Genomic DNA, 702 nt, shown 5'->3' on the forward strand with positions numbered 1-702 from the left:
GGGACATGTATTGTCAGCCGGGGTGCATTACCCAATCCAAAATCAATCAGCGCAGAAGTCACCGGGATATATTTCCCTTCAGCTGAGTGCAACGCGGTGCTGTTTTCGGCGATTGCAACTGCCCCTTCGGCTGACAAAATTGCCTCAGTATGAGTAATACCCCTGCCGGCAATCATGGTTAAATTGTTGCCGGCGGTGATCTTGCCAATATCAAGCGAATGACCGCTTGTCAGGGTAATATCTTTCCCTGCGGTCAAAGAAATGCCTCTCAGATTTACTCCTGCTCCAGCATGGAGTTCAATATTTTCATCCGCTCCCAAACTCTGATTAATATCAACCCGCCCATTCCCCGCCAAAAAGATATTTTTCGCCCGGTTAATTAGCATATTTGAAAGCGATATGCCCTGTTCAGACAGAATATGTAACGTATTAGCCGCAGAAATAATGGAGAATGCCCGTGTACCTGCCACAGTGGAATTGTTTTCTCCAGATGAAACAGAAATACCACCACTGGAGATTAAGGCAATATCATGACCTGAAATATCTGCGTCACGCACCGTAAGATTTTGCTCTCCCTGTAACAGAACCTGGTTCCCGGCTTTTAACTTTCCTCCATAGAAAGACAAATGACTCGCCTTAACGGTAACATCACTGCCGGCACTAATTTCTCCCTGCCCTCTCAGTGTCTCCGTTGTCAGTGTC

The 702-nt window shown here is 46.7% G+C and carries 1 protein-coding gene; it reads right to left on the bottom strand.

Translation table 11 applies throughout. The features are described 5' to 3' along the window. Nucleotides 1-702 (bottom strand): hemagglutinin repeat-containing protein (locus C6H66_RS26300; RefSeq protein ID WP_181150312.1); only part of this gene is annotated, 702 nt, incomplete at both ends.

This window comes from Photorhabdus hindustanensis (genome assembly GCF_002968995.1).
Lineage (GTDB): Bacteria > Pseudomonadota > Gammaproteobacteria > Enterobacterales > Enterobacteriaceae > Photorhabdus > Photorhabdus akhurstii.